A 22,598-nucleotide genomic window follows, 5' to 3' on the forward strand; every position below is an offset into this window, starting at 1 on the left:
AGGTGCCGCCTACCTAGGGTTATGCGCTGTTCAAATGGAGGGACCCGACTGCTGCTTGTAGGACTGTTCAGTTCCGTTCGTCGGAACTGTCATTTCTCACAGGTAGATAGGTCCCGTGTGATGTGTAACGGTACTGAATCCTCCCAGGGGAGCCTTATGAGCAAAGCTTTAATCGTGGATGACCATCCATTTATCCGCGCAACCGTCCGCTATCTGCTGAAGCAGGAAGGCTTCGACACGATCTTCGAGGCCGGCAACGGCGCCGATGCCATGCAGATTGCCCGGGAGGAACGCCCCGAACTGATCATCCTCGACCTGGCGATGCCGAAGCTGGGTGGCCTGGAGGTGATCAGCCGGATCAAGGCGCTGGGCCTGCCGTGCAAGATCCTGGTGCTGACGTCCTACCTGGCGGTGTTTTTTTCCACCCGCTGCATGCGTGCCGGCGCGATGGGGTTTGTCGCCAAGACCGGCGAGCTGGATGAGTTGCAAAAAGCGATCAAGGCCGTGATGTCCAACTACAGCTGCTTTCCGAGCCTGCCCACCAGCTCGGTGCGCCGCGACGATTTGCAATCCACCGAGCAGGACCTGGTGGCAGAGCTTTCCGACCGCGAGCTGACCGTACTGCAGAAGCTGGCGCTGGGGTTGGGTAACAAGGAAATTGCCGAGGATATGTTGCTCAGCCACAAGACCATCAGCACTTATAAAACCCGACTGAAGGAGAAGCTGCGGATGTCGTCGGTGGTGCATTTGTCCAAGTTCGCCCAGCGCAATCATCTGATCTGAAATGATCAACTTTCGGGTCTTGTGGCTCAGCGCAAGTGTGCTGCTGGGCGCGCTCTGCACACAAGGCCTGGCGCTTGGCGAGCCGCGCACCCTGTATCTGTTGGGGCATTCCGTCATTGAAACGCCCGCCGTACGGCTGCATGAAACGCAGTGGAGCTGGCTGCGCGAACGGCGCCGGTTGTTGATGGGGATCTCTGGGCCCGACTACGCACCATTCGAGTTGAGCACCAGCGATGAACTCGAGGGGATTACGGCGGATTACGCGTCGCTGATCGCCGATGCGCTGAACATCACGATAGAAGTGCGCCGCTACGACAATCGCGATGAAGTCATCACCGCGCTCAAGCGTGGCGAGGTGGATTTTGTGGGATCTGCCAATGGCTACGAGGCGGCAGACCCGCAGCTGGTGCTCTCGCGCTCCTATGCCATGGATCAACCGACCCTGGTCACCCGCACGGGTGACAGCCAGGGCCTGAGCAGCGACCTGGCCGATAAACGTGTGGCGATGTTTTATCACTACATGCAGCCTGACGCGGTGCAGGCGTTTTACCCCAATGCCCGGATCCAGCTGTTCCCTTCAACCTTCGAGGCCATCGGCGCGGTTGCGTTCGGCCATGCAGATGTTTACCTCGGCGATGCAATCAGCACCAACTACCTGATCAACAGGAACCACCTGAACAACGTCCGCATGGCCGACTTCTCGTCACTTGAGGTCAATCCCTTCGCGTTTGCATTTTCCCGGGACAACGCGCGCTTGCTGTCGATCATCAACGCGGCACTGGCGGTGATCCCGGTCAGCGAGCAGATGGAAATCCTGCGGCGCTGGAGTGCCGGCAACCTGGGGTTCCTGGGGGCGGACCGGTTGCGCTTGAGTGCCAGTGAACAGCGTTGGCTGGACAAGAACCCGAGGATCAAGGTCGCGGTACTCGACAAGTTCCTGCCGGTTTCATTTATCGACAAGCAGGGCGCGTTCGAAGGGTTGAGCGCCGAGGTGCTGGCCCGCATCAGCTTGCGCACGGGATTGAAGTTTGACTTCATTCCCGGCACCTCGATGCTCCGGCAAATCGACAGGGTCAACACCGGTGGTGCAGACATGATCGCGGTGGTCACCCCCAGCGTCGAGCGCACGGACAAGGTACGTATTACCCGGCCTTACCTGACCAATCCGTTTGTGTTGGTCAGTCGCATTGATGACGGCAGCCCCCTTACCCTGGAAGACATGGCCGGCAAGCGCCTGGCGCTGATTGGCAGCAATAGCCTGCAGGAGGGCATCGCCCAGGACTATCCGAGCATCAAGTTCGTGGACGTCGAGAACCCCGAGCACGGCATGGAGCTGGTGGCCGATGGCGGTGCCGATGCCGCCGTCAATACCTTGATCAGCGCCCGCTACATGATTGCCCGCGAGTACCGTGACCGGTTGCGGATCACCAGCACGGTCGGGTCCGAGCCGGCCCGCATAGCCTTTGGCGTCAACCGCAGCCAACTGGAGTTGTATTCGATCCTCGACAAGGCGCTGCTGAGTATTACGCCCCAGGAAATGGACGAATTGGCTGGCCACTGGCGTAGCGAGGTATTGGTTGAAGACAGCTACTGGGCGCGGCACCGCAATGCGATTATTCAAGGTTTCAGCCTGGCGGCGCTGCTGTTGCTGATCACCCTCGGCTGGGCGATTTATCTGCGTCAGCTGATACGCAAGCGCGTCGAGGCCGAACGGGCGCTGAGTGATCAGATGCGCTTTATGGGCGTGCTGATCGACGGCACACCCCATCCGATTTATGTGCGTGATCGCCTGGGCCGGCTGATGGCGTGCAATAGCGCTTACCTTGATGTGTTCGGTTTCAAGCTGGAGGACGTGACCGGTAAAACCGTGGTCGAGACCGACACCGGCAATCGCCCCCAGGCCGAGTCTTTTCATCAGGATTACCTGCGCTTGATGGAGCGGGGCGAGCCACAGATCCAGGACCGCGTGCTCAAGGTGCCGGGCGGTGCGGTCCTGACCATCTACCACTGGATGCTGCCGTACCGCGACGGTAATGAGCAGGTGGTGGGCATGATCGCCGGCTGGGTTGATGTCAGCGAAAGGCAGCAACTGCTCGGCCAGTTGCAGGAGGCCAAGGAGGATGCCGACGCGGCCAACCGCGCCAAGACCACGTTTCTCGCGACCATGAGCCATGAAATCCGCACGCCCATGAACGCCGTGATCGGCATGATCGAACTGGCCCTGAAAGCCGCCGAACAAAACCGGGCCGACCGCGATGCGCTGGAGGTGGCCGCTGATGCGTCACGGGGCATGCTGGAATTGATCGGCGATATCCTCGATATCGCGCGTATAGAATCGGGCCACCTGTCCCTGACCCTCGAGCCTTCGAACCTGCACGAGTTGCTGGCGTCGGTGGCGCGGGTTTTCGAGGGGCTGGCGCGGGCCAGGGGCCTGGTACTGCAGGTGGAGCTCGACCCGCTGATTGATCGGTACGTGCTGGTGGACCCGATGCGCTTCAAGCAAGTGGTGTCGAACCTTTTTAGCAACGCGATCAAGTTCACCCCTCACGGCCGGGTGCGGCTTAGCGCGTCCGGCTCGTCGGCGATTGCCAGCGGCTACTTGAACCTCAGGCTGTGGGTGGAAGACACCGGCATCGGCATCAGTGTCGAAGACCAGAAGCGCCTGTTCAACCCGTTTATCCAGGGCAGCAACACTGCGCAATCGGCGCGCAGCGGTTCGGGCCTGGGCCTGGTCATCAGCCGCAACCTGTGCGAGATGATGGGGGGACAATTGCAATTGAGCAGCCTGCTGGGGCAGGGCACTCGGGTGGATGTCACCCTGGAGCTGGCAGTCGCCGACACCACGCTGATGCCGCCCGTACCGGTTGCCGTGGAAACTCCGCCGGCCCACGCGCTGAACATTCTGGTGGTGGATGACTACCCGGCCAACCGGCTGCTGCTGGCCCGGCAATTGAGCTTCCTGGGGCACCGGATCACCACCGCCGAAGATGGCGTCGAGGGGCTTGAGTTGTGGCTGTCCGGGCATTTTGACGGGGTGATTACCGACTGCAATATGCCGTTCAAGGACGGTTATGAGTTGGCGCGGGATATCCGCACCCTGGAGAGCGAGCGTGGCCTGGCGCCGTGCCTGTTGCTGGGGTTTACCGCCAACGCCCAGCCCGAGGAAGCCGAGCGCTGCCGGCAGGCGGGCATGGATGGCTGCCTGTTCAAACCCACCGGGCTTGAGGATTTGCATGCGGCCCTGGCGCGGCGTACGGCCACACCTTCGGTGGCGCCCGGCACCACGGATGAACTGGCGGCAGACTTTGACTTGAGCCACCTTGAGAAACTGACCGGCGGGGATATCGACGCGGTGAAGGAGCTGCTGGCGCCCTTGCTCGACAGCCTTGAGGCAGACCATGGGCAGCTGGTGAACCTGCAACGCAAGGCAGACTTTGCCGGCCTGCATGACCTGGCCCATCGCACCAAGGGCGGGGCAAAGATGGTCAAGGCTCATGCACTGATGGTTTGCTGCGAGGTATTGGAAAGCGTTTGTGAACGTCAGGCCCGCGACGAATTGGCCAGTGCCGTCGATGGCATGGATGAAGCGCTCGCGCACCTGCACCACGCGCTGTCGGGGTATTGCAATCAGACTTGACCGGTGCGGAGGGGTATTGAGCTGTTTGGGACAACTCCTACGTGAAGGTGGAACAAGCCTTATTTAGTCTTCGGAATATGTCTGGAAAATAGTGCGTCCAGTCCTTCACGAGCGCTTCTTGCTCAGGTGTTCGCCATGCCAAACAAAGCACTGACCCTCCTGATCGCCGATGAACAGCATCTGCAACGACTGTACATCGAAAAAATGCTCAACCAACTGGGCTACTACCGCATCGTTCCGGTGCAGACGTTCGAAGAAGTGCGGATCCTCACGGCGATTCCGGCCAGGCCGTTCGATGTGCTGATCATCAACGCCGGGCTGGCAGACAGCGACGGCGGGGTGCTGGCCTTCCAGGAACAGCACCCGCAGATTCGACATGTGCTGGTCTACGATATCCGCGAACCGGGCACGCCGGCCGCCGCACCAACCCTGCTGGTGCGCCTGCCGGGTACGCCGGACAGCATCAACCTCGAACACTTCATGGACATCATCGACCCGCCGTCAGCCACCGACGGGTTGCGGGTGTTGCCGTGGCTGCGGGAGTTGTCCGGCAGCCCTGCGGCTTAGTCCCAGTTCGGCGCGATGCCTTTGGGGCTGGTCAGCCGATGGCCACGCTCCAGGGCGGCGATCTGCGCCATCTCAGCGTCACTCAGGGTCAGGTCCAGAGCCTTGAGGTTGCTGGCCAGGTTGGCGCGCTTGGTCGACGACGGGATCACCGCGTAGCCCAGTTGCATGGCCCACGCCAGGGTCACTTGCGCCGGGGTTGCCTGATGACGTTCGGCGATCTGCTGGATCACCGGGTCCTTCAGCACTTCGCCGTAGGCCAGGGTCATGTAGGAAGTGATCTGGATGCCATGGGCCTTGGCAAACTCCGCCACGGTGCGGTTTTGCAGGTACGGGTGCAGTTCCACCTGGTTGGTCGCGATGTGCTCGGCACCGACGGCGGCAATTGCCTGCTTCATCAGGTCGACGGTGAAGTTGGAAATACCGATCTGGCGGGTCAGGCCCTGGCGCTTGGCTTCCAGCAACTGGCCCATGAACTCGGCGACCGGTACCTGGTCTTCCGGCGATGGCCAGTGGATCAGGGTCAGGTCCAGGTAGTCGGTCTGGAGTTTGCGCAGGCTTTCCTTGAGGCTGGGAATCAGCTGGCCTTCGGCGAAGTTGGCGATCCAGATCTTGCTGGTGATGAACAGCTCGTCCCTTGGGATGCCGCTGTCGGCGATGGCCTGGCCGACGTCGGCTTCGTTTTCGTAGATTTGTGCGGTGTCAATGACGCGATAGCCCAGCTCCAGGCCGGTGCTGACGGAGTCGATGACGACCTGGCCTTGCAGGCGGAACGTGCCGAGGCCGAATGCGGGAATGGACATGAGTGACTCCTGAAGTGGTGTGGACAATGGAGTCGAGTATCGGCCTCTCGTTCCTTCGGAAAAACCGCTGAATCCGAAAAGGACTCTTTACCAAAAGTCATGAGTGGTCGGCGGGTGGCCACACGATATCCCTCGAGAGCGGTCTTACCGGGTAGATGCGGGGGGCTGTCGGACATTTCGGGCGTTACTTGATAAGGGGCGCCTCTTTTAACCAGCAGGAGCTAGCGCAAGGACCAAATGCTCAAGGCCTTACAGCACCGAGAAACCTTGAGCAGCGGTCTGAACAGTCGAGTTCAGGGTGAACCGTCCTTGAGGGTCTGGAAGGCTTTTACGCGCTTGACCAGGCTTTTCTTGCTGGCCGAATCGGCACTGTTGAACAGGAACGAAAAGTCCGAGGCCAGGGTCGAGCTGCCGGCGATGGTCGCGTACTGGTGACAGGCATTGCAGTTATCGCCCTGGACGTAGGTCTCCAGGGTGGTGTTGGCCACCGGTACGTTGCCCTGGCTGATAAACGGCCCGCAGGACAGCGGCACTTGCGCACTGACACCCGGTTCCGGCTGGGTGGGCGGGTTGGGGGTGAGGGTCCAGAGTACGTTGATCAGTTTGTAGTACTGGAACACCGACTTGCCCTGGCTCTGCTGGGCGAAATTGGCCTGCACCGCGCCGTTAAGCGCCTGCAGTTCAGTGGGCAGCGGATGTTCCCGGGTGGTCTGCACGGGTTGGTCCCGTGGAAACGGCTCGGTGCAGTCGCGGTCCGGATGCTGCTGCTTGCACTGGATACGCGCCACGTTCGGCGTGCATTCGGGGCCGGTGCCGCAGTTCGGGTTGTTGAAGGCAAAGCTGTCGGGCGGCGTTTGTTGTGGCGGCACCTGGTCGGGTTCCGGCACGTTGTCCACTTGCTCGAAGGTGGTCCAGATGAAGTTGGGCGAGGCCTGGGTCTTGTTGATGATATGCAGGCCCACCAGGCCCACCACCTGCTGGGTGCACTGCAAGGTGGCCGGGTTTTTGAGCCAGGCGACCGTGGTCAGGTAACGTCCGTAGAGCTCGGGTTTGCCGGTGAGGATTCGCCATGCTGCCTTGACCTCCAGAGCTCCCAGTTGCTCCTGCGGCACCGGGTTGGGCGGCAGCGAGCGCATGGGTTCACCGATGGGCAAGGACAGCCCGCCGGGGTTCTGGTTGTCGAGGTTCTGCGCGACTTTCAGCTGGTTGGCCGCGTCGTACAGCCCTTTGCTGACGATGTAGTCGAACTCGGCCTTGCCGACCTTGCGTTCAAAAAACACCAGGTTCTGCGACTGGTCCGTCAGCCAGCCGCCGGAGGCTTCCATGATCGGGTCCGGAATCGAGGCCAGGGTGCCGCTGGACAGGTGAAACCCATGCCGCGCGTTGATCGCGCTTTCGGAGGTGGCGGTCATGAACTTGCGCGCCCCCACCGACATCGCCCTGAGGCTGCCCTGGGTGCTGCAATTGGACGGCACCAGGGTTTGCACGCCCCAGCCGGTGGGCGCGGGCGCGCCGGGCAGGAAGATATCGTTGGCGTCCTTGTAGCTGGCCCATACCGGCGCCACGCTCATCGGCTGCCCGGAGGCAGTAGGTACGCCGAATTGCGCCAGGGTACTGTTCATGTCCGGCTCACCCGCGAGGGCAGGCGTGGCTGGCCAACCGGGATTCACCGGCCAGTTCAGGGCAATGAACAACTGCCAGCCAAAGCAATTCATGAAGCTCTGGCCGGTGGCGTTGAAGTTGTTGATCGGCAGGAAGCCGCCGCTTTTCGGGTTGAACACCAACTGTTGCTGCACGCAAGCGTCGGCGTCGGAAGTGGGGGATGCGTAGGCGGCCTGCATGGCGAACAGGCTCAGCACCACACTGGTCAGCAGCGATAAAACACTCAAGCGTAACCTGGACATCATCGCGCTCCTTGCAAGCAGGTAAAGCCGCACCCTGGGTGGGTGCGGCTGATGGGCTGTATCAGTCAGGCGCCAGGCACCAGCGCCAATCCGGATTCCCACGGGTGTTCCGCCGCGCTGGGGTTATCGGCTTCGACCGGGTTGAGGGCGCGCACTGTCACCAGCCCCGGTGCGGCAGTGGGGCTTACGGTGATGGTCAGCAGGTAGCCCTGGGTGCCACCGGAGTTGGTTTGCCCGGGGATGGCCGAGGCATCCGGCAGGAACTTTGTGACCTGCGCCGTCACCCCAGGATTGGAGAATTGCACCCGCGCCGTCTCGGCGGTGGTCTTGAGGTCGGCGCCTTGCACCACCAGGGCAAACTGCCCGCTGGTGCCGGGTGCCAGCCAGGCCGGCAGGTCGGTGGGTGACTGCCCGTAGAACAGGTCCAGCGGCAGCAGCTGTACCGGCCAGGGTTGCACGCCGTTGACCCGGTCCGTCACGCACGGGCAGGAATCCGGCGTCGGGCTGATGGGCGTGGTTGTCACACTCAGGCCCACCAGCAACTGCTGGGCAATCACCCACACGTAGTCGATCGGCTGGCCGCTGATGGTGATGTCGTTGATCGAGAACCCGGCGCTGACCGGCACTTCAAACACCGCTTGCAGAATCTGGTCGGAGCCGTTGGCGGCGGACTTGGCGGTGCCACGGGTGATTTTCCAGTACTGGCTGACGTCCTGGCCCTGGGGGCCTTTCCACGCTGAGAAGTCGGTGGGTTGTTGCAGGTACAGGCCGATGGGGTTGGTCAGCGACAGCCGGTTGTTCACTGCCACGCTGTTGGCCGAGAAACCGATATGCGGATCGGAGTTGCGGTAGTTCTGCCCGTATTGCGCGCAGCAGATCAACGCCTGGGAATTCTGGCTGCTGCTCAATGGCCGCAGGATGGTCGCCGCGGCAGCCAGGTACACCTCGGCGCTCAGGGTGTTGGGGCCGGAGGTCAGGTGCATCGCACCGCCGTACTGGCCAGGCACACAGGCGGTGCCGGCGTTCCATTTGTTGACGGTGTCGTAGGCCGGTTGACCGGTGGTGGGGTCGATGACCGGATCGCCGGCCTTACCGGTCGGGCAGTCGGCGGTGTAGCGCAGGTACAGGTCTTCGAGTTGCACCTGCGGGTCGATGTAGTCGCGATACAGCCCCAGTACAGCAGTCGGATCGATGCGCCACATGGCCAGGAAATACGCCGGGTTTTCGCAAGTGAAGGTGATCTTGCGCATGTTGCCGTCGGCATCGCGCACGATGGACCACTCGCAATATTCGTCAAGCCAGCCACGGGGGCCAGAGGGCGAGAAATCCTTGTACTTGCCTTGCCAGTCGATGCTCGGGCAGCGAGTGACGGGCAGTTGCAGCAGGGTGCCTTGCTTGTTCGGGTCGTAGAGCATGTACAGGGTGTTGTTGATCGTAATCTGGCCGTTGTCGGTCAGCTCCATCACCTGTTGCATGGACATGGCCTTGCCGCCCAACTGTGGAATCACCGCTGTGCCGTTGTTGTAGAAAAACGTCCACAGCCGATTGGGGAAGGGCGCCCAGGTAATCGCCGGCGGCGTGGTGGGGCCGTAGCCTTCCACCAGTGGGTTGTAATAGCCCGAGCGCGGCGCGTCATTGAGGCCCGACCACGGGTTGCCGATGATCGCGGACTGCGTCCAGCCGGTGAGGTCGTTGTTCCAGTCGGTTTCAAACTGCGGCAACTGGTTTTCCAGGCCCAGCTTGTTGTAGTCCTTGGGAGCTTGCCCGGCGGGAGAGGTGAATTGTTTGAAGGGTGTGCTCATGTCGATTCTCCAGGTGTTGTTGTGGTGGAAACGGAGCAGCAACCGGCACTGGGAGCAGGGCCGGCGACGGTTTGGCGCGGGTCGTCCCACACCAGTTGGGCGATAAAGCCAGGCAGCGGCGCGTACTCTTGCGGCGTCAACACCCGGGCACTATCGAGATGGGTCACCACCACGGATAACTGCGTGGTGTCAGTGGGGCGAAGGTTCAATGCGGCAGCAGTGCGCGCGGCATTCAGCGCGCGTGACACGCCATGGGTGATGCAGCGGCCCTTGTCATCCACCAGGCCCATGCCGATGCGACTGAAGCGCCCGACATAGTGCGGATTGTCGGCGCTCACCTGCTGCGGCGTGGCGTCGGGCTGGTTGAGGAATACGTCGATCAGGTAGGTGTCGTGGGTGCAGCGCACATGGTCGAACACCACCCACGGGCCCAGGCTTGCGGTTTGTTCCTGCGCTTGCATCGGCGTCGAACTTTGCTGGCAGCAGGCTTTTGCGACCGGGCGGCGGGTGCCAAAGGGCGGGGCGACGGGCACACCGTAGTCATAGCCGATATGCCGACTGTCCTGGGCCATGTCCCCCAGGGTGGTGTAGCGCCAGGCGTCGGCACTGGTGAAGGTGACATCGTCGGCCTCGCTGCCGGCAAACGGCTGGAGCAGGCACTGGGTGGTGTACTGCGCTGCCGGGTGGGCGCGGATCCAGACCTCCAGCATCCGGTCGATATTGGCGTGGTAGGAGCTGAACACCGGGTCGAACGCGGTGTAGGCGTTGTCGGCCATGTCGCCGCCGATCCAGCCGTGATAGTTGTCGTGGGGCTGCTCGTAGAGCCCGTCGAAATTCAGCGCGCGGTTGGGGTACAGGTCATCTTCCTGGGGGGGATCAAACACCGGGATGTTCGCCCAGGGATAACCTGGCACTCCCTGGGGCTGGCTGAAGGTGTTGAACTTCAGGGCATCGACCACCTGTTGCTGGAAAATCCGGCTCATGCCGTACAACTGGGTGCGTTCGACGCGCTGCGTCTCGCCCTGGGTGTAGAACAGCGGGTTGCGTTGCACGAAGCGGCAGTCCACACCCGGGATGCTGGCCTTTTCACAGACCTTCGAACAACCGTCCTTGGCAGCGGCGTAGCGCAACGGATTAGGGCGAACCTCGCCGGTGCGCGGGTGCACGTAGGTTTCATCGAGAAACGCCTGGGGCAAGCCGGCCTGGGGGCTGCCGTCGACACTGGCGTCTTCGGCCATCCAGTCCCAGTAGGGAATGGGGCAGTCGATCAGCGCTTCCAGGTACAGCAGATAGGCCCGGTGCCACAGGGCAAACGCTTCCTGGTAATGCAGGCACCAGTTGGTGTGGATATAGGCGTAACGCTGCCAAGGGGAGCCGCTGTCGGCGTTGGCCACCTGCATTACGTCATCGAGGCGTGAGCGGTACAGGTTCAGTTGTTCCTGTGTCAGTGCGCGAATGTCCTGGCGCACGCGTTTGACCGGGTGAGGCAGGTCGGGTGGGGGGATGCGTTCTGCCTCGTCGAACGGTGAGGCGGGAGTGAGGCGCCAGCCCTGGTTGACCCACAGCCTGAAGGTTTCCAGCGCGTCGATGGGCCAGAACTGCTGCTGATCGAGGGTCAGCGGCATGCTACGGGAGGCCAGGTGCTGGTAGATGGTTTCGGACCAGGTCTTGACGGAGGCGGGGTCTTCGAGGAATACGAAGTAGCCGTTCATGCAGCCCACCCAGGAGGCGGCGACGGCGGCGCGTTGCTCTTGGGGGATCCAGTAGGGGGCGCTGAATAGGCCGTGGATATCGGTGGCCCATGTCGGTTTCGCGACTATCATAAGATCCCTCTCATGCGGCCCCGGTGCCTGATTTGGCTGGGCTGCTAAGCTGGATTGATGTTAGTGCGCCACCGCGCAGGATTTGTGCAAATTGGTGGGTGTTTACGGTGGATTCATTGCAGTTTTTTCAAGGAAGATATGGAAAAAATGACAGATGCCATGGATTTGAAGATTCTGGGGAAATTGCAAAGGGATTGCAGTCAGAGTCTGGAGTTGTTGAGTGACAGTGTCGGGCTTTCTTCAACCAGTTGTTACCGGCGTATCAGGCGGTTGGAGAGTGTCGGGATCATCAAGGCCAAGGTGGCGGTGCTGGATGAGCGCAAGCTTGGGATTCAGGTTACGGCGTTCTTCCTGATCAAGCTTGATAGGGACAGCAATGATATCGACCGCAAGATGCAGCATATCCTGGCGAGTCATCCGGAGATTCAGGACTGTTATCTGCTGACCGGGGAGTTTGATTTTGTGATGGTGGCGAAGTTTCGGGATGCCACTGAGTACACTGATTATATCTATCGGTTTTTAGAGATTTATCGGGATATTCCGATTCGTACTTATTCGTCTACTTTGGTAGTGCGGACGGTTAAGAAGTCTTATGAACTGCCGTTGCCGGGGTCTTTGGTTTGAGTACATATCCGTTTCTTCGGTAACGGCCGCTTATGGTTCCGCTCTTACAGCGGGTCACTTTTGGCAAACGCCCGGAATGCCGGCCCAGCCAAAAGTAACCAAAAGGTCTTTGCCCCACCACTCGGTGCCTCGCCTAGGCTCGGCATGCCCGCACTCCGTGGTTCTGCTTTTCTGTGGCAGCTGGCTTGCCTGCGATGCAGACAACTCGGTTTTTCAGATACACCGAGGCGATGCCATCGCAGGCAAGCCAGCTCCCACATTTGAACCGTGCCCGCTTTAACTTTTGATTTTGCTTCACAACACTCCAAAAGTGAGCCGCTGTAAGCGCGGAACCAATACCAGCCCTGACCGCAGCAACGGATATGCCCACCTCACCCCGCCCCAAAAAAGAAGCTTTTATGACAAAAGTTCGGTAGTCCCCAGCGACCCCCGTCTTGGCTATGTAACGCGCTCAACACCGCCAAAAAAGGCGACGTCAGAGCCGCAAGCAGGATGCCAGGAGTGGGGCGAATGGGAACTATGGAACGTTACTCGAAAGTCGGCATGCAGGAGCTCGACCAGCGCCTGTCAAAGATCGTCGAAGCCGCACGCAAAAAACCGGTCTCGGTCTACCGCTATGGCGCACCGTGGGTATGGATCGTCTCCCAGGACGACTGGCAAGGCGCGCTCAAGGAAGTCTCCAGCTACATCCCCGCAGGCCATTCACTGGTCTTGCTGCGCCCGCAGATCGACGACATCCTCGACCTCCACCGCGACCTGCTCCAGGCCCAACCCGGCACCCAGATCGCCCCCCAGACCGTCTTGCAGATCCTGCTGCTGCAACTCCTGTACTCAGTCCCCAACGAACAGCAACTGCACGAACAACTCAACTACAACCTGCTGTTCCGCTGGTTCGTCGGCCTCGACCTGAACCAGAAAGTCTGGGGCATCAACCTCCTGCAACGCGACATCGCCACGTTCCTGAACAACCCGCAGGCGGTGCAGTTGATCCAGAAAATCATTGGTGAAGTGTTCTGTGGCGCCTTGCTGCACATGCCGGAGTTCTCCCTGAACTTCGCCCTGCTGCACACCTGGCTCGCCCGGCATGGCAACACCTCGATATCCAGCAATTGAACGGGCCAAACGCCGGGCAAACGGCGACGGCAATCATTCTTAGTAGACCAGGGGGCGGTGTGGAGCATCTGTTCAAATCAACGCTGGCGCTGTGCTGGCTGACGCTGGGTGCACTGGCGCAACCGCTACAGGCCGAAGAGCAGGGCACCCAGCCCGAGCCTCCGGCACGGCTGGTGGACGTCAACGAGTACTTCGTGCGCGGCAACACCGTGCTCGACGCTCGTGCGATCGAAGAGGCGGTGTACCCGTTTCTCGGCCCGCAAAAGACCCTCGCCGACATCGAAGGCGCCCGGGATGCCTTGCAGAAGATCTATCAGGCACGCGGCTATCAGTCGGTGTTCGTCGAACTGCCGGAGCAGAAGGTCGATGACGGAATCGTGTACCTGCAGGTCAGCGAAACCAAGGTCGGGCGCGTCCGTGTGGTCGGCGCCAAGCACTATTCGCCGGTGGAAATCCGCGACGAAGTACCCGGCTTGAAGGAGGGCGCGGTTCCGGATTTCACCAGCGTGCAAACCCAACTCGCCGGCCTCAATCGCAGCGCCGGGCGGCAGGTCACGCCGCTGGTCCGCGAGGGCCAGCGCCCCGGCACCATGGACGTCGACCTGCAGGTGGAAGACCAGAACCCCTGGCACGCCAGCCTCGGCCTGAACAATGACTACAGCGCCGACACCAAGGAGCTGCGCAGCGTCGCGACCCTGGGTTACGACAACCTCTGGCAACTGGGCCACAGCATTTCCCTGACCTACTTCACCGCGCCCCAGGATAGCGACAACGCCAAGGTCTGGTCGGGCTCCTACACCGCGCCGCTGACTGATCGCTGGAGCCTGCAGTTCTCCGGTTATCAGTCCGACAGCAACATCGCCACCATCGGCGGCAGCAACGTGTTGGGCAAGGGCCATTCCTACGGCGTGTCGGCGATCTACAGCCTGCCGGCCAGTGGCAATTGGGCCAATTCGTTCTCTGCCGGGGTCGACTTCAAGGACTTCAAGGAGCAGATGAAGTTTGGCGGCAGCACGGACGATATCCCGCTCAAGTACGCACCGCTGACCTTCGGCTACAACGGCTACCGCTACACCGAGCAGTCGCAATTGGGGCTGGGCTTGAGCCTGGTGGTGGGTACCCGCGCGTTCTTCGGCTACGGCAGCGACGCCGAGGAGTTCCAGTACAAGCGTGACAAGGCCAGCCCGAGTTTTGCGGTGCTCAAGGGTGACCTGAATTACACCTACACCTTCGGCAACGACTGGCAGTCGGCGTCCAAGGCCGGCTTCCAGCTGGCCTCGGGGCCGCTGGTGTCCAACGAGCAATATTCCGCTGGCGGCGCTACGTCGGTACGCGGGTATCTCGCCGCCGAGCGCACCGGCGACGAAGGCTACCTGTTGTCCCAGGAGCTGCGCACGCCGTCCCTGGCCAAGTTCCTCGGCAGCTACGTGCAGGAGTGGCGCTTCTATGCGTTTGCCGAAGGCGCACGCCTGCGCCTGCATGACCCGCTGCCCGAGCAGGAAGACGAATACAGCCTGGCCAGTGTCGGCCTCGGCACCCGCGCCAGTTTGAGCAAGTGGTTGTCCGGCAGCCTGGATTGGGGCTACCCGCTGCTTGAAGGCCCAAATACCCAGAAACAGGACTCGCGACTGCACTTCAGTGTGCAGGCGACTTTCTGACCCCTTTTTTCGGAGACTCCTGACATGCAACGCCTATTTCTGAGCCTGTTGATCTGCCTGGGCTTCGCGCTCCCGGCCACCGCCCATGCCTGGTGGCAGGACGATTGGCACTACCGTAAACAGATCACGGTGGACACCACCTCCCAGGGCGCAGCCATCAGCCAGGCCCTGGGCCGCACCGCGCTGCTGGTGCGCCTGCACACCGGCAACTTCAGCTTTGACGGGGTCAAGGACGACGGCGCCGACCTGCGCTTTGTCAGCGCCGACGACAAGACCGTGTTCAACCACCAGATCGAAAGCTTCGACCCGCTGATGGGCATGGCGCTGATCTGGGTCGATGTGCCCAAGGTCGAAGGCGGCCAGCGCCAGGACCTGTGGATGTACTACGGCAACCAGAAGGCGCCGGCCACCGCCAACGGCCAGTTGACCTTCGACCCGAACTACACCGCGCTCTACCACTTCGACGGCGCCAACGGCACGCCGCCCCGGGACACCACGGCCTACGGCAACACTGCCGTAAACGCCACCGGTGCGAGCATCGACGGCGTGATCGGCCGGGCCTTGCAGTTCAGTGGCCAGCCGTTGCTGCTGCCAGCCAGCCCGTCGCTGCAACACGCAGCGGGCGGCGCCTTCACTTTCAGCGCCTGGTTGCGGGTCGACCAGGCCAGCGGCGAGCAAGTGGTGGTGGCCCGTCGCGAGGGCGCCCACAGCCTGTTGCTGGGCTTGAACCAGGGCATGCCGTTTATTGAAATCGACGGCCAGCGCGCCGTCTCGACCCAGCCGCTGAACCCCGGCCAATGGCAGCACCTGGCGTTCACCGCCGAGGGCGACAAGGTCTCGCTGTACGTCAACGGCCGTGAGACCGCGACCCTCGCAGTGGCGATGCCGGCGTTCAATTCGCAACTGGCCATCGGTGCCGATTTGCCGGAAGCCGCCGGCGGGCACCTGCCGTTTACCGGGGCCATGGACGAACTGCGCTTGTCCAAGGTCGCGCGCCCGGCAGCCCTGTTGCTGGCCGATGCCACGGCCCAGGGCGCCGAGTCGAAACTGGTGGCCTATGGCGTGGATGAAGAACAGTCGGGCTTCGGCTTCGGCAGCCTGGGGTTCCTGCTCAAGGCGGTGCCGGTGGATGCCTGGGTGATCATCCTGGTGCTGGTGGGGATGATGTTCCAGTCGTGGTTCATCATGCTCCGCAAGAACCGCCAGGTCAGTCGCGTGAGTGCTGCCAACGATATCTTCCGCGAGCAATTCGCACAGATCGGTACGCGCCTGGAGATGTACTACGACGACGCGTTGCTGGCCGAGCGCCTGACCCATTCCTCGCTGTGGCGCCTGTACCGGGTCGCGGTCAAGGAAATCCGCACTCGCCGCGCCCAGGGCGCCGACACCTCGTCGGTCTCGGCAGCCACCATCGAAGCCATCCGCTGCTCCATGGACGGCGTGCGTACCCGGGAAAACCAGCAACTCGGCGCCAAGCTGTCGACCCTCTCCAACGCGATTGCCGGGGGGCCGTATATCGGCCTGCTCGGCACCGTGCTGGGGATCATGGTGGTGTTCCTCGGCACGGCGATGGCCGGCGACGTGAACATCAACGCCATCGCCCCGGGTATGGCGGCGGCCTTGCTGGCCACGGCCATGGGCCTGTTTGTCGCGATCCCCGCGCTGTTTGGCTACAACCGCCTGATTACCCGCAACAAGGAAGTCAGCGCCGACATGCGCGTGTTCGTCGACGAGTTCATCACCCGCCTGGCGGAGATGCACGGCGAGAGCCAGCACAGTGAAGCGGCGCACCGTCGCGACCACCACGCCCACGTCCCGGCCTGAGGAGAATCAGCATGGCTTCCGTGAATGCCTCCCACGACGATGACGATGACGCACCCGTCGACAGCATCAACATCACGCCCCTGGTGGACGTGCTGATGGTGGTGTTGGTGATGTTTATCCTCACCGCCACCGCCCAGGTCTCGGGGATCCAGATCCACCTGCCCAAGGCCAGTGCTTCGGTATCGCTGTCCGAGGCCAAGACCAAGGCCATCTCGGTGAACGATGGCGGCCAGGTGTTTCTCGACGCTTACCCGGTGACCTTGCCTGAACTCGAAGAGCGCCTGCGCATCGAGAAAGCGCTGAACCCGGACTTCCCGGTGATCGTGCGCGGCGACGCCATGGTGCAGTACCAGAAGGTCATCGAAGTGCTCGACCTGCTGCGTCGCCTGGAGCTGTCCCAGGTCGGGCTGGTCACCGGCAAACCGAGCCAGGGCTGAGTCATGACCGCACAGATGCCGATCACGCCGACGCCCCTCAAGAACAAGCCGCCATTGCGCCCGCTGAAGTGGGGCATTGGCCTGCTGCTGGGCGCCGTGGCTGCCTGGTTTCTCTGGCAGTGGGCCAATGACATGAGTGGCGTGCGCCGTGAAGCGCCCAAGGTGCCGACGATTATTCCGTTGCCGCCACCGCCACCACCGCCGCCGGAAAAACCCAAGGAACCGGAGCCCGAGGTGCAGGAAAAAATCCCCGAGCCGGAACCCACGCCGACCCCCGACGAGGTCAAGCCCGAGGAAGAGGCACCGCCTTCGCCAGCAGACGACCTGGCCAACCCGATGCAGATCGACGGCGACGCTCAGTCCGGTACCGACGGTTTCAACATCGGTGCCGGCAAGGGCGGCGGCATGGCCGGTTCCGGTGGTGGCGGGCTCGGTACCGGGACGTTCAAGCAGTACCTGGCCGGGGTGTTCCAGCGCCTGCTGCGGGAAGACCCGGAGCTGCGCAAGAAGGCCTACACGGTGCAGGCCGACCTGTGGCTGAGCGCAGACGGCGAGGTGACGCGCGTGGAGCTGGCCAAGTCCAGCGGCGACGCCGACACCGACGCCCAGGTGCTGGCCGCGTTGCGTGCCACACCGCGGCTGAAGGAACGCACACCCGCCTCAATGACCCTGCCGGTACGCCTGTCCCTCAAGGGCCGGCGCCCGGATTGATCGAACCCTTTTTTGCAGTTTTCTACAGGAGTTGTGTGCAGATGATTTCCCACGTGAATCGATTGACCCTGGCGGTCGGCATGGTCATCGCGACCCTGGTCGGCCAGGCGACGGCCGCCACCGCCGCGCCTTCGGAAAACGCCACGATCAACCTGATCCGCCTGCTGGTGCAGCAAGGTGTGCTCAAGCAGGAACAGGCCGACGGGCTGATCGCCCAGGCTGAAAAGGAAGCCCGGCAGGCACGCCAGGCCAGCACCGCCACGGCGGTAGCGGCAGGCCCAGTGGCGGCCCCCGGCGATGTGCGGGTGCAGTACGTGCCGGCCGCGGTGCGCGACCAGATTCGCGATCAGGTCAAGGCCGAGGTCATGGCCACCGCCAAGCAGGAAAACTGGGCCCAGCCCAACACCTTCCCGGAGTGGGTCTCGCGCATCAGCTTCGACGGCGATATTCGCCTGCGGGATGAGTCGCGCTATTTCTCGGGCAACAACAGCAATGAAATCGTCGATTACGCCAAGCTCAACGACAGCGGCCCCTACGACGTGAACAAGAACACCAACACCAAATTGCCGCCGCTGCTCAACACTCGCGAAGACCGCGAGAACCTGTTCCGCCTGCGCGCCCGCCTGGGCATGAAAGCCGTGATCTCGCCGGAATGGACCGCCGGCATCCGCCTCGGCACCGGCAACGACAACAACCCGGTGTCCACCACCCAGACCCTGGGCGGCGGCTTCGGCAAGAAAGACATCTGGCTCGACCAGGGCTACCTCACCTGGAAGACCACTGACTACATGACCCTGACCGCCGGACGTTTTGCCAACCCGTTCTATTCCACCGACATGATGTATTCCGGGGACCTCAACTTCGACGGTGTGGCGGCGATCTTCAACCACAAGCTCAACAGCGACTGGGGCCTGTTCGGCACCCTCGGCGCGTTCCCGGTGGAATACAGCCCCGACACCGCCACCACCAACGGCTTCGACAAGGACGAGAGCGAAAACAAATGGCTGTTCGGCGGGCAGATCGGCGCCGACTGGAAGATCAACCGCAGCAACAGCCTGAAGGGCTCGATGGCCTACTACCACTTCGGCGATATCCAGGGCGAACGCTCCAGCCCTTGCTCGCCGTGGGCCGGCCAGCCGGCGTGCGATACCGATGGCACGCGCCTGGCCTTCATGCAGAAGGGCAACAGCGTGTTCCTGCTGCGAGACATCACCCCCAACCCGGCAACGCCTGGCCTGACCCCGCAACCGCAATTCGTCGGCCTGGCGTCCAAGTTCAACGTGCTGGACCTCAACCTGGCCTGGGACAGCGAGCTGCCGGAAGACCTCAAGCTGCGCAGCCAGACCAACTTCATCCACAACCTGGCCTACGACAAGGGCGAGATGCTCAAGCGCAGCGAAGGCCAGATCGTCAACAACCTCAACAGCGACGGCGAGTTTGAAAGTGGCGGCAATGCGCTGCTGGTGCAGTTCACCCTCGGCAGTGCGCTGGAGATGCGCAAGAAGGGCGATTGGAACGTGCTGGCCGGCTACAAATACATCCAGCCGGATGCCTTGCCGGACGGCTTCAACGACTCCTCGTTCCACCTCGGCGGCACCAACGCCAAGGGCTATTTCATCGGTGCCAACTACGGCCTCGACAAGAACATCTACGCCAGTGCCCGTTGGCTCAGCGCCTCCGAAGTGTATGGCGCGCCGTTTGAAGTGGATGTCATGCAACTGGAACTCAACACGCGCTTCTGATGCGCCGGAGAAAGCTCATGAACACGCGAATTTGCGGCCTGCTTCTACTGCTCGTCACCACCGGCGCTTCGGCTGAAGGCATGGAGGAGCGCCTGCGCACTCAGCTGCGCAGCACCACCCAGCAGTTGCAGGCGCTGCAAAGCGAGCAGGCCCAGGCCAGTGCCGCACGCATCGCCGCCGAAACCCAGGCCAAGCAGGCCCAGGCGCAGGTCAAGCAACTGACCGCCGAACTGGAAAAGACCCGTGGCGTGGCCGAGCAACTGGTGGGCCAGCAACAGAGTCTGCACAGCCAGGCCCAGGCCCAGGTGGCCGCGAGCAATGAGCAGGTGGGCAAGTTCAAGAAAGCCTATGAAGACTTGCTGGTAATCGCCCGGGGCAAAGAAACCGAGCGCGCACGTTTGCAGGCGCAACTCACGGAACGTGACACACAAGTGCAGCAATGTTCAGTCAAGAATCAACAGATGTACGACGTGGCCCAGCAGTTGCTGACGGCCTACGAAAAAATCGACGTGGCCGACGTGATGAGCATCCGCCAACCGTTCGCCAGCAGCACCCGGGTCAAGTTCGAGGAACTCGCCCAGGGTTTTGGTGACGGCCTTTACCTTAATCGGTTCGATGCTCCACAGACCGTCACTAATCATTGATCGACAAGGAAGATACCCCTATGAGCGACGTACAACTGATCACCAGCGTGACCCCGCAAGCCTTGACCGAGCTGCTGCAGGAAGCCGGCTACCGGGTCAACCAGACCGAGCAGAACGGCATCGTGCAATTGCTCAGCGCAAGCCAGGGCATCGGCTTCGCCGTGCGTTTCGGCAACCCGGCGGCAGAGCAGGGCAGCTACGTGGACTTCACCTACAGCTGCGCGCTGCGGGTGCAAGGCGAATTGCCGGAGGGGCTGGCCCAGGTCTGGAACGCTTCCCGACGTTTTGCGCGGTTGTCGTTGCAGGGTGAGTTCCTGCTGATGGAGATGGATGTGGTGGCCGCCGGCGTGGGTGCGCCGTACTTGCGCAATCAGCTGGAATTGTGGGACCGCCTGCTGCAGGAATTCATCGTCTACCTGCGTGAATACAGCCAGCAAGCCGCCCAGCTTCAAGCCCAGGCCGACGCCGCGCCTGCCGTCGATGCCCGTGAAGAGGCGCCTGCTCTGTGAAGAAACCAACCCTGGTGGTCGGCGCTGGCGCCCTGGTGGTGCTGGCGGTCGCGGTGGGGTTGAGCCTGCGGCCGGGCAGTGACCCGGTCGCAGCCCAGCAGCCTGCGCCGGTGGCCGTGAAGGACGGGCCGGCGGTGGCGCGCCTAGGCAACCAGCAGATCGACCTCGCCGAACTCAAGTCGGTGTTGGCCGCCTTGCCGGCGGAAACCCGCGAGCAGTTGCGTGGCAACCGCAGCGCCCTGGAAACCTGGCTGCGTTCACGCCTGGCGCAAAAGGCCGTGCTTGAACAGGCCGATGCCCAGGGCTGGCGGCAGCGCCCGGAGGTGGAGCAACAGACCCGCGCCGCCACCGAGCAGATCGTGTTTCGCGACTACATGTTGTCGGTCAGCCAGGTGCCGACGGATTACCCCAGCGCCGCCGAATTGCAGCAAGCCTATGACAGCGGCAAGGCACAATGGGTGACGCCGCCGTTGTACCAGGTCAGCCAGATTTTCCTGGCCGTGAGCGACCCGCAAACCGTCGACAATGTGCGCCGCCAGGCCCAGGAGTTGAGCCGCAAGGCGCAGGCCTCGCCAGGCGAGTTTGCCGCCCTGGCCAGCCAGTATTCCCAGGACCCCGACAGCGCCCGGCGCGGTGGCGATTCCGGGATGCAGCCGTTGCAGCAACTGGTGCCTGAAATGCGCGGTGTGGTGGCGCGGCTCAAGACGGGCGGGGTGTCGGAGCCGGTGCAGAGTGCGGCGGGTTTTCACGTGCTCAAACTCACTGGGCAACAACCGGCGCGCACCGCCACGCTGGATGAACTGCGGGGCCGCTTGACCGAGGCCTTGCGTGCGCAACGCCAGGAGCAAATTGCCAAGGCCTACCTGGAAGGCATGCTCAATACCGCGACCTTGAGTATCGACGGCGCCGAGCTGAACAAGGTGCTGGAGTAAAACCGTATCACCGCATTGGATGCACAGTACCCACAAGACAGGGAGTCTCCCATGGTATTTGTTGAACCGGCTGTACCCCACGGCGTCGCGCCTTATCGTGCGTCGACCGAATCCCGCGAGGCCTGGCTGGCCCTGGCGGCCGCCATCGAGCCCGAGGTGGCGCAGTATTTCCTGATCAGCGCCCGCTGTGGGTGTTTCATGCAGGCGGCTCGCAGCCTCAACATCAAGGCCACGCAGTTGCGCAAGCGCCTGGCGCAGCTGGAAGAGCAACTGCGGCGTTCGCTGTTCAGCTATCAGGGCAATGTCCTGGCCCTGAGTCGTGAAGGGCAGCAGTTGCAGGCGCAGTTGATTGCCCTGGCGCATGAGCGACGCTTGCCGGTGCTGGAGCAACCGTTGATTCGGCTGGCGGTTGCCGAGTCGATCCTGCATGACATTCTGGGGCGGGATCTGATTGCGCTGTTGCGGCGCAATGCGAGTGTGCGGCTGGAGATCATTTCCATCGACAGCGAGTTGGGGTTGCAGGCGCTGGATGCGGATGTGGTGGTGTGGTTGTCGGGGATGGATTCGCCGGGGGCGGGGCCGAGTTTTGCCATTGGGGCGCCAGAGGTGTTGGCGCGGTTGGATTATTCGCCGCATATTGCCAAGCGGTATTCGCGGTTGGCGGTGCGGCCGGACAGCATTGAAGACCTTGCGGATTATATGTTGGTGCAGTGGCAGCCGGACCGGCAGGTGGAGGCGCTGCGGCCGTGGAATAGCCTGGTGGAGCAGCGGCTGGCGGGGGTGGTGCGGGTGGAAGCGTATCCGCTGATGCTGGAGATGATTCGGTGCAGTGCGTGTATTGGGTTGTTGCCGCGGTACATGAGTTGTTTTGATCGTGGGTTGACGGCGTTGGATGGGGTGTTTCTGGAGGGGATGCAGCGGCAGGTCTGGATGGGGGTGAGTGCTGATGTGCGGCATCCGCTGGAGGTGGGGTGGGTGGTGGAGATGATTCGGAATACGTTTCTTGAGCGGGGGGAGTGGTTTGATTGATTGATTGAGTACATATCCGTTTCTTCGGTAACGGCTACTTATGGTTCCGCTCTTACAGC

The 22,598-nt window shown here is 62.3% G+C and carries 18 protein-coding genes; 14 read left to right on the forward strand and 4 right to left on the reverse strand.

Going from position 1 to position 22,598, the window contains the following annotated elements:
* Positions 1–156: 156 nt before the first annotated feature.
* The 3 genes from HX814_RS00650 to HX814_RS00660 all read left to right on the forward strand — a co-directional run bounded on the left by HX814_RS00650 (position 157) and on the right by HX814_RS00660 (position 4,987).
* Complete coding sequence (locus HX814_RS00650) at positions 157–783, forward strand: response regulator transcription factor (RefSeq protein ID WP_003211560.1); 627 nt, start codon at positions 157–159, stop codon at positions 781–783.
* Between the two features lies 1 nt (position 784).
* A complete protein-coding gene (locus HX814_RS00655) occupies positions 785–4,420 on the forward strand; it encodes a transporter substrate-binding domain-containing protein (protein ID WP_177009743.1) in 3,636 nt (1,211 codons plus the stop codon).
* Between the two features lie 135 nt (positions 4,421–4,555).
* On the forward strand, positions 4,556–4,987 hold the full coding sequence (locus HX814_RS00660) for a chemotaxis protein CheY (protein WP_177009742.1): 432 nt from the start codon (positions 4,556–4,558) through the stop codon (positions 4,985–4,987).
* On the opposite strand, the gene dkgB is transcribed toward HX814_RS00660, so the two are convergent.
* From dkgB to HX814_RS00680, 4 genes are all read right to left on the reverse strand, one after another.
* A complete protein-coding gene (gene dkgB, locus HX814_RS00665) occupies positions 4,984–5,787 on the reverse strand; it encodes a 2,5-didehydrogluconate reductase DkgB (RefSeq protein ID WP_177009741.1) in 804 nt (267 codons plus the stop codon). The two genes, HX814_RS00660 and dkgB, sit on opposite strands and share 4 nt — an antisense overlap.
* 293 nt (positions 5,788–6,080) lie before the next feature.
* Complete coding sequence (locus tag HX814_RS00670; protein WP_177015376.1) at positions 6,081–7,691, reverse strand: hypothetical protein; 1,611 nt, start codon at positions 7,689–7,691, stop codon at positions 6,081–6,083.
* Positions 7,692–7,756: 65 nt separating this feature from the next.
* On the reverse strand, positions 7,757–9,493 hold the full coding sequence (locus HX814_RS00675; RefSeq protein WP_177009740.1) for a hypothetical protein: 1,737 nt from the start codon (positions 9,491–9,493) through the stop codon (positions 7,757–7,759).
* Positions 9,490–11,316: a tyrosinase family protein gene (locus HX814_RS00680; protein WP_177009739.1), complete on the reverse strand. Its 1,827-nt coding sequence runs from the start codon at positions 11,314–11,316 to the stop codon at positions 9,490–9,492. Before HX814_RS00680 ends, HX814_RS00675 begins: the two co-directional genes overlap by 4 nt.
* Positions 11,317–11,475: 159 nt before the next feature.
* Between HX814_RS00680 and HX814_RS00685 the strand changes: the two genes are divergently transcribed.
* The 11 genes from HX814_RS00685 (at position 11,476) to HX814_RS00735 (ending at position 22,539) form a co-directional block, all read left to right on the forward strand.
* Positions 11,476–11,940 carry an Lrp/AsnC family transcriptional regulator gene (locus HX814_RS00685; RefSeq protein ID WP_032899475.1) on the forward strand — a complete coding sequence of 155 codons (465 nt, stop codon included), beginning with the start codon at positions 11,476–11,478 and terminating at the stop codon, positions 11,938–11,940.
* A gap of 519 nt (positions 11,941–12,459) precedes the next feature.
* Positions 12,460–13,053, forward strand: coding sequence for a transposase (locus HX814_RS00690; protein WP_087694077.1), 594 nt, complete (start codon positions 12,460–12,462; stop codon positions 13,051–13,053).
* A gap of 59 nt (positions 13,054–13,112) precedes the next feature.
* Positions 13,113–14,711, forward strand: a complete 1,599-nt coding sequence (locus tag HX814_RS00695; RefSeq protein ID WP_008430334.1) for a ShlB/FhaC/HecB family hemolysin secretion/activation protein — start codon at positions 13,113–13,115, stop codon at positions 14,709–14,711.
* A gap of 24 nt (positions 14,712–14,735) precedes the next feature.
* Positions 14,736–16,535 (forward strand): DUF2341 domain-containing protein, encoded by a 1,800-nt coding sequence (locus tag HX814_RS00700; protein WP_177009738.1) that lies wholly within the window; start codon positions 14,736–14,738, stop codon positions 16,533–16,535.
* A gap of 11 nt (positions 16,536–16,546) precedes the next feature.
* The gene (locus HX814_RS00705; protein ID WP_003211540.1) at positions 16,547–16,972 is read left to right on the forward strand and encodes a biopolymer transporter ExbD; all 426 of its coding nucleotides are present in this window, start codon (positions 16,547–16,549) and stop codon (positions 16,970–16,972) included.
* A gap of 3 nt (positions 16,973–16,975) precedes the next feature.
* Positions 16,976–17,683, forward strand: coding sequence for an energy transducer TonB (locus HX814_RS00710; protein WP_177009737.1), 708 nt, complete (start codon positions 16,976–16,978; stop codon positions 17,681–17,683).
* Between the two features lie 41 nt (positions 17,684–17,724).
* Positions 17,725–19,425 carry a putative porin gene (locus HX814_RS00715; protein ID WP_177009736.1) on the forward strand — a complete coding sequence of 567 codons (1,701 nt, stop codon included), beginning with the start codon at positions 17,725–17,727 and terminating at the stop codon, positions 19,423–19,425.
* A gap of 17 nt (positions 19,426–19,442) precedes the next feature.
* Complete coding sequence (locus HX814_RS00720; protein WP_008430322.1) at positions 19,443–20,069, forward strand: hypothetical protein; 627 nt, start codon at positions 19,443–19,445, stop codon at positions 20,067–20,069.
* 20 nt (positions 20,070–20,089) lie between these two features.
* The gene (locus HX814_RS00725) at positions 20,090–20,578 is read left to right on the forward strand and encodes a YbjN domain-containing protein (protein WP_008430320.1); all 489 of its coding nucleotides are present in this window, start codon (positions 20,090–20,092) and stop codon (positions 20,576–20,578) included.
* Complete coding sequence (locus HX814_RS00730; RefSeq protein WP_177009735.1) at positions 20,575–21,510, forward strand: peptidylprolyl isomerase; 936 nt, start codon at positions 20,575–20,577, stop codon at positions 21,508–21,510. Before HX814_RS00725 ends, HX814_RS00730 begins: the two co-directional genes overlap by 4 nt.
* A 51-nt stretch (positions 21,511–21,561) precedes the next feature.
* Positions 21,562–22,539, forward strand: coding sequence for a LysR family transcriptional regulator (locus HX814_RS00735; protein WP_003211527.1), 978 nt, complete (start codon positions 21,562–21,564; stop codon positions 22,537–22,539).
* The last annotated feature ends 59 nt before the right edge of the window (positions 22,540–22,598 follow it).

Origin of the sequence: Pseudomonas sp. C8002, from assembly GCF_013385765.1 — a bacterium.
In the GTDB taxonomy this organism is placed as follows: domain Bacteria; phylum Pseudomonadota; class Gammaproteobacteria; order Pseudomonadales; family Pseudomonadaceae; genus Aquipseudomonas.